Genomic DNA, 6,900 nt, shown 5'->3' on the forward strand with positions numbered 1-6,900 from the left:
CGAGGCGATGAGTAGCTGTGCGCCGCCCGCCTGTTCGGTCGGCCCGATCTGATCCATCGAAAATGGGACCAAATCGCCCCGCGCAATGCCGATCCCCGGTATGCGCAGGGTTATGTCGACGACTTGCTGGTGGCGCGACTGCGTGAGGGCAGGGCAGAGCGACGGGGTGATGGCCGAACCGATCGATGCCCGGATCGGGCCCTTCAGTCACCTGGGCAGTACCCTGGCGACGGGCCCTTCTGTACGTCCGCGCTGGGTCAACAGCGGCTGCGGCGAGTTCGCCCGGCGTCTTGAGCCTGGATGTCGGTTGCCGGGTGACGAAGACAGATGTTTCGTCGCTCGCCATGGGCTCCATGGCCGGAAGGGCTGACCTCCATCCTGAAGAGTTCGTCGAACTGAGGCATCCCGCGGCCCGAAAATTCGGCGCCACGCATCTCGATCTACGAAATAGCTTTCCGTTTCTTCAGATCAGCTCGACACACATCCAGTATGTGCTGGGAAAAGGAGGCATCGTCCCTGCAGGCTCTGGAGAGAATCATCGCCCCAACCAGGCTTGAATAGAGCGCAATAGCTTCGTCCTCTCTATCCTCGCCGAGGTGGAGGGTTTCGCCCAGGCGCTGGGCGGCATGGCGAACGCCGCGGGCTAGCGCTTCGCGGACGATAGGCGTCCCGCGCGCCGCTTCCGAGCCCAGTGCGGCTACGACGCAGCCTTGTTCGGGATGGTCGCGATGGAATGCCCCGACATAGGCGTCGATGACGGCATCGGCCGGCGAGTCCGCTCCTTTGGCGGCCGCGTCGAGATATTCCGAGGTTTCGTTCAAGGCGCGTTCGAAGATTGCGGCGACGAGTTCGTCCTTGGAAGCGAAGTGCGCATAGAAGCCACCATGCGTGAGGCCCGCCTCTTTCATCAGGGCCGGCACGCTGACGCCGTCGATCCCATCGCGCCGAAACAGCTCGCTCGCCTTCTGCAGGATGCGTTCGCGCGTTTCAGCCTTGTGTGCCTTGCTGAGGGGCATATCGCCCTCCTTTGTCATGGTCGCCCCAGACCTCGATGCGACCAACTATGGATCGCTATCAACGGCCGGATATCGCTGCCTTTTTCGGCGTGGTGAGCGAGGCGCCACTGCGACGTGTCCCCGGGAGCGCTCCGCCCAGCCTGAAGCGTGCGGGAGGGGGCGAGAACCGGGCCTGCACATCCGCCGAACTGTTTGAATGATATTTATCATATAAAAGAAGATGGTCAACGTGCCGCCATCGCACAGCGCCTCCTTGGCGCTCGTGAAGACCAGTGCCGAGGAGGCGACCTTGCGCCGTGCCGTTGACCGCTGCGCACCCTGATCAGGACGGCTCTTCCGTCGCGGGGAACGAGCGTGGACGTCTTGCCGTCTCCGGCCATGCGGATGGCGGGGCGCAGCGGCCGACCGATACGGCGTAGAGCACAAAGGCTACGATCTGCCGGGGCGTCGTGTCGGGCGCGGCCTGGCCCAGCAGGCCCGGATAGGTGAAGGCCAGCATCGCCGCCCGGACGCACCCGACGCTCACCGCGACATCGCGTACGGCAAAGTCGCCCGAGGCCGCCCCGCTCTCGAGGGTCAGCCGGAGCAGGCGGTCGATCTGGCCCGTGTGCTCGACGCAGGCCTTCCACGATTCGCCCATGCCGGCCTCGATCAGCTCCCGCATGTGATCGTCGGTGCCAAGAACGGTCGCAGTGGTCTCGACCCAGGCCAGCAGAAGCGCGCGCAGCCGGTCCGGTGGCGCAAGGTCTGAGCGCGCGGCAACGCCGTGCAGCGTCTCCACGATCCCGCCGAGTACCCGCTCCGCCACGGCGTCGCCAAGGACGGCCTTCGAGCTGAAGAACCGGAAGACATTGGACGGGCTCATCCCGAGCTCGGCCGCGATATCCGCTACCGCGGTCCGGCGAAAACCGACGCGTCGGCACCAGCGCTCCGCCACCGAAACGATTGCGGCGCGGGTGTCTGTCGTTCCCGCCTTGTAGCGGGCCGGAGCGGTCGCGGACGCGAGCGTTTGCAGACTCATCCCTGCCTCCTGATTGCCGCGACGGCTCCTCGCTGCTTGCGAGGGCGGCGGACCAATGACGACTGATAAAAAATGACAACCATCATTTTAACGGTTGCGGGGCGTGACCTGTCGTTTTATATGATGATCATAATATTTCTACAACCCACTCCTCTGGAGGGTCCTATGGTCGCCTTTCAACGCTTCGCCTTCGCCGCGACAGCGCTCGCGGCGCTCGCCATCAGCGGCTGCAAGCCGGAAGCCCAGGCCGATCCGCGACAGGCGCCCCGTATCGTCCAGACCACGACGGTCGAGGCCGCCCGGCCGGTCGAGCGCGCCTTTACCGGGGTCGTTGCCGCCCGGGTCGAGAGCAATCTGGGCTTTCGCGTAGCGGGCAAGGTGACGGAACGGCTGGTCGACACTGGCCAGACCGTCACGGCCGGCCAGCCGCTGATGCGCATCGACCGCACCGATCTCGATCTCGAGATCGCGGCCAAGGAACGTGCGGTCGCGGCCGCCGACGCGGTCCGCACGCAGGCGGCCGCCGACGAGGTCCGGTATCGCGAGCTGCGCGAGAACGGCTGGGCGACGCAGCAGCGCTACGAACAGTCCAAGGCCGCGCTGGATACGGCCAATGCCAATCTGGAAGCCGCCAAGGCGGAAGCCCAGGTGGCACGTAACCAGAGCTCCTACTCGCAGCTGCTCGCCGACGAGGACGGTGTGATCGTCGACACGCTGGCCGAGCCCGGCCAGGTGGTGGCCGCAGGCCAGACCGTGGTGCGCCTGGCCCATCGCGGCGCGCGCGAAGCGTCGGTCAATCTTCCCGAGTCGGTGCGGCCCGAGATCGGCTCGCCGGCGCAGGCGACGCTCTATGGCAACCGCCTCACGGGGCGCGCCACGCTGCGGCAGCTCTCCGATGCCGCCGATCCGCACACGCGCACCTATGAGGCGCGCTATGTGCTGGAGGGAGATGCCGCAAAGGCTCCGCTGGGCGCGACCATCACGATCAGCATTCCCCTCGGCAACGCGGCGCCGCTGTCCTCCATCCCCATCGCGGCGCTGAACGACGAGGGATCGGGGTTCTTCGTCTGGGTCGTGCTCGACGGTGACCGGCTGGAACGCCGTCCCGTCAGCGTCGGCAGGCTGGGCGCCGAGCGCGTCACGCTGTCGGGCGGGGTCGCGCCGGGCGAGACCATCGTCGCTACCGGTGGCCACTATCTCCATGCCGACCAGGAGATCCGGATCGCCGAGCAGAAGGCGGCCATGCAATGAACCGCTTCAACCTCTCGACCCTCGCCGTCCGCCAGGGCAGCGTCACGCTCTTCCTCATCATCGCCATCGTGGTCGCCGGCCTCGTCGCCTATCTCAAGCTCGGCCGCGCGGAAGACCCGGCCTTCACCGTCAAGGCGATGACCGTGACCGCGGCCTGGCCGGGCGCCACGGCCCAGGAGATGCAGGACCTCGTCGCCGATCCAATCGAGAAGCGACTGCAGGAACTCGACTATTACGACCGCGTCGAAACGGTCGCCCGTCCCGGCCTCGCATTGATCACGCTGTTCCTGCTCGATTCCACCCCGCCCGCAGAGGTTCCGGACCAGTTCTACCAGGCCCGCAAGAAGCTCGAGCTCGGCGATCTCAGGAGCAAGCTGCCGCAAGGCACCATCGGCCCCTTCGTGAATGACGAGTATTCCGACGTCGTGTTCGCGGTCTATGCGCTGAAGGGCGCAGGCCTCCCGCCGCGCCAGCTGGTCCGGCACGCCGAGACCGTGCGCCAGCGGCTGCTGCATGTGCCCGGCGTCAAGAAGGTCGACATACTGGGCGAGCGCCCCGAGCGCATATTCGTGAACTTCTCCTATGCGAAGCTCGCCACTCTCGGGGTCAGCCCCGACGACGTCTTCGCAGCCCTGCAGCGGCAGAACGCGGTGGCGCCGGCAGGTTCGGTGGAGACCGCCGGTCCCGAAGTGTTCCTGCGCCTCGACGGCGCGCTGGACGACCTGAAGAAGATCCGCGACACGCCGATCGTCTCCAACGGCCATGTGCTCAAGCTCTCCGACATCGCCACGGTCGAGCGCGGCTACGAAGACCCGCCGAGCTTCCTCATCCGCAATGACGGGCAGGAGGCGCTGATCATCAATGTGGTGATGAAGGACCACTGGAACGGCCTAGATCTCGGCAAGGCGCTGGCACAGGCCGAGACGACGCTGGGCGACGACCTGCCGGCCGGCGTCACCATCTCCAAGGTGACCGATCAGGCGATCAACATCGAGGAGGCGATCGGCGAATTCACGCTGAAGTTCTTCGTCGCCCTCGGCGTGGTGATGATCGTCTCTCTGCTCAGCCTCGGCTGGCGCGTCGGTATCGTCGTCGCCGCCGCCGTGCCGCTCACCCTTGCCGCCGTGCTGGTCATCATGATGGTGACGGGCCGCATGCTGGACCGCATCACGCTCGGCGCGCTCATCCTGTCGCTCGGTCTGCTGGTCGACGACGCGATCATCGCCATCGAAATCATGGTGGTGAAGCTGGAAGAGGGGTGGGACCGCGTGGAGGCGGCCTCCTATGCCTGGTCGCACACCGCCGCGCCGATGCTGGCGGGGACGGTCATCACCATCATCGGCTTCCTGCCGGTTGGCTTCGCGCGCTCCTCCGCCGGCGAATATGCCGGCAACATCTTCTGGATCACCGGCTTCTCGCTGCTCACCTCCTGGCTGGTCGCCGTCTATTTCACCCCCTATCTCGGTGTGAAACTGCTGCCGGAGATCCGCAAGATCGAAGGCGGCGCCTATGAGCACATCTACAACACCCCGAACTACAACCGCTTCCGTCGGCTGGTGGCCTGGTCGATCCGGCGTAAGTTCTTCGTGGCCGCGGCCGTCCTCACCGTCTTCGTGGCGGCGGTGGTCGGCATGGGCAGCCTGAAGCAGCAGTTCTTTCCCACCTCCGACCGACGCGAGGTCTTCGTCGAGGTGCAGATGCCGGAAGGTACCGGCATCAACGCCACCGAAGCCGTCGCCCGCCACGTCGAGGACTGGCTGCGCCAGCAGCCCGAAGCCAAGGTGGTGACGACCTATATCGGCGCCGGCGCCCCGCGCTTCTGGCTCGCCTACAACCCCGAGCTTCCCGACCCGTCCTTCGCCAAGATCATCGCCCTTACCGACAGCCAGGAGGCACGCGATGCTCTGAAGCTGCGCACGCGCCAGGCGGTGGCGGACGGTCTCGCGCCCGAGGCCCGCATCCGCGTGACGCAGCTCACCTTCGGCCCGTATTCGCATTTCCCGGTCGTCTTCCGGGTGATGGGGCCGGATGCGAACACGCTGCGCGGAATCGCCGACAAGGTCGAGAAGGTGCTGCGGGCTGATCCCAATGCCCGCATGGTCAACCGGGACTGGAGCGAGCAGGTACCCACGGCTCATTTCGTGCTCGACCAGGACCGGCTGCAGGCCATCGGCCTGACCTCGATCGATGCCGCCGAACAGCTTCAGGTGCTGCTGAGCGGCGTGACCATCACCCAGGTCCGGGAGGACATTCGCGCCGTCGATCTGGTGGTGCGGAGCGACCTCGGCGAAAAGCCCGATCTCAGCCGTCTCGACGACCTCACCCTCGTCAACCATGACGGGCAGCCGATCCCGCTCAGCCAGATCGGCCATGTCGAGGTGCGCCCCGAGGACCCGGTGCTGCGTCGGCGCAACCGCATCCCCACCATCAGCGTGCAGGCCGACTACAATGAGGAACTCCAGCCGCCGCAGGTCACCGCCGAGGTGTGGAAGGCACTCCAGCCCGTCATCGCGGAACTCCCGCCCGGCTACCGGATCGAGATCGGCGGCAATGCCGAGGAATCGAAGAAGGCGAACGACGCGCTCGCGCCCATCTTCCCGATAATGATCGGCCTCACCCTGCTGGTGATCATCCTGCAGGTGCGTTCCTTCTCCGCGATGTTCATGGTGTTCCTCACCGCGCCGCTCGGGCTGGTGGGCGTCGTGCCGATGCTGCTGATCTTCCAGGTCCCGTTCGGCTTCAACGGCATACTCGGGCTGATCGGCCTGTCCGGCATCCTGATGCGCAACACGCTGATCCTCATCGACCAGATCCACGTGAACCAGGAGAACGGCTTCGCTCCGTTCGAGGCCGTGGTGGAGGCGACCGTGCAACGCGCCCGGCCCGTCATATTGACGGCGCTGGCAGCGGTGCTGGCCTTCGCGCCGCTGACGGCATCCGTGTTCTGGGGCTCGCTCGCCTACACGCTCATCGGCGGCACGGCGGCCGGAACCGTCCTCATCCTCGTCTTCCTGCCGGCGCTCTACACCATCTGGTATCGGATCCGGCCGGAAGGCGAGGCCACGACGACGGGCCTTCACGCCCCAGGCAGGCAAGTCCCGAGTCACTGAGAGGCCAGCCGACAACTCGATAACGCGGCGTCGGGAGCCAATGCCTGCTTCCGACGCCGCAAACGTGAGCAAACGATCGGTTCCCTCAGCCCGACCTCAAGGTTCTCTGAAGCCCTCCGCACTGACAGAGCGTTGACGTTGCTGAATTATCGGCCGGTTCCGGGATCGACGGGAAGGTTGGGTCTAAAGAAACCTTTTCGAAACAAATTGAAACAGCAGCGCGCGCAGAAGTCGGGTTAAGATTACTGCGTCTGATGAGTGCGCAACCCTCGTCGGACTTGGCTGAGGCGCTGGTCTACGACTTCACCCGTCAATCGGCGCCTCAGCCGCTTAGATAGCCATGCCGGACGCATGACCGGCGCTCCGTTCTCCTCCCCGCTCCGGAAGTGTGCTCGAGGGTCAATGAGGCATTCCCCGTGACTGGGGGGGGGGGGGGGGGGGGGGGGGCCGGGGGGGGGGGGGGGGGGGGCCCGGGGGGGGGCCCCCCGAAAAAACCGGCCCC

4 protein-coding genes are annotated in these 6,900 nt (G+C 66.1%); 2 read left to right on the plus strand and 2 right to left on the minus strand.

All coding sequences use genetic code 11. From position 1 onward, the window contains the following. Nucleotides 1-440: 440 nt before the first annotated feature. Together NVS83_RS13345 and NVS83_RS13350 are read right to left on the minus strand one after the other, a co-directional pair. The gene (locus NVS83_RS13345) at nucleotides 441-1,016 is read right to left on the minus strand and encodes a TetR/AcrR family transcriptional regulator (RefSeq protein WP_258739729.1); all 576 of its coding nucleotides are present in this window, start codon (nucleotides 1,014-1,016) and stop codon (nucleotides 441-443) included. A 322-nt stretch (nucleotides 1,017-1,338) separates the two neighbouring features. Then, nucleotides 1,339-2,037: a TetR/AcrR family transcriptional regulator gene (locus NVS83_RS13350; protein WP_258739730.1), complete on the minus strand. Its 699-nt coding sequence runs from the start codon at nucleotides 2,035-2,037 to the stop codon at nucleotides 1,339-1,341. A gap of 165 nt (nucleotides 2,038-2,202) precedes the next feature. Between NVS83_RS13350 and NVS83_RS13355 the strand changes: the two genes are divergently transcribed. Beyond that, on the plus strand, nucleotides 2,203-3,288 hold the full coding sequence (locus NVS83_RS13355; RefSeq protein WP_258739731.1) for an efflux RND transporter periplasmic adaptor subunit: 1,086 nt from the start codon (nucleotides 2,203-2,205) through the stop codon (nucleotides 3,286-3,288). Beyond that, the gene (locus NVS83_RS13360; RefSeq protein WP_258739732.1) at nucleotides 3,285-6,398 is read left to right on the plus strand and encodes an efflux RND transporter permease subunit; all 3,114 of its coding nucleotides are present in this window, start codon (nucleotides 3,285-3,287) and stop codon (nucleotides 6,396-6,398) included. The genes NVS83_RS13355 and NVS83_RS13360 overlap by 4 nt, the downstream gene beginning before the upstream one ends. Nucleotides 6,399-6,900 lie beyond the last annotated feature (502 nt).

This window comes from Ancylobacter mangrovi, assembly GCF_024752335.1.
In the GTDB taxonomy this organism is placed as follows: domain Bacteria; phylum Pseudomonadota; class Alphaproteobacteria; order Rhizobiales; family Xanthobacteraceae; genus Ancylobacter; species Ancylobacter mangrovi.

What these genes read in the sequence shown, in the direction of transcription:
- NVS83_RS13345 (WP_258739729.1), bottom strand. Translation starts at nt 1,016, where the DNA reads ATGCCCCTCAGCAAGGCACACAAGGCTGAAACGCGCGAACGCATCCTG.
- NVS83_RS13350 (WP_258739730.1), bottom strand. Translation starts at nt 2,037, where the DNA reads ATGAGTCTGCAAACGCTCGCGTCCGCGACCGCTCCGGCCCGCTACAAG.
- NVS83_RS13355 (WP_258739731.1), top strand. Translation starts at nt 2,203, where the DNA reads ATGGTCGCCTTTCAACGCTTCGCCTTCGCCGCGACAGCGCTCGCGGCG.
- NVS83_RS13360 (WP_258739732.1), top strand. Translation starts at nt 3,285, where the DNA reads ATGAACCGCTTCAACCTCTCGACCCTCGCCGTCCGCCAGGGCAGCGTC.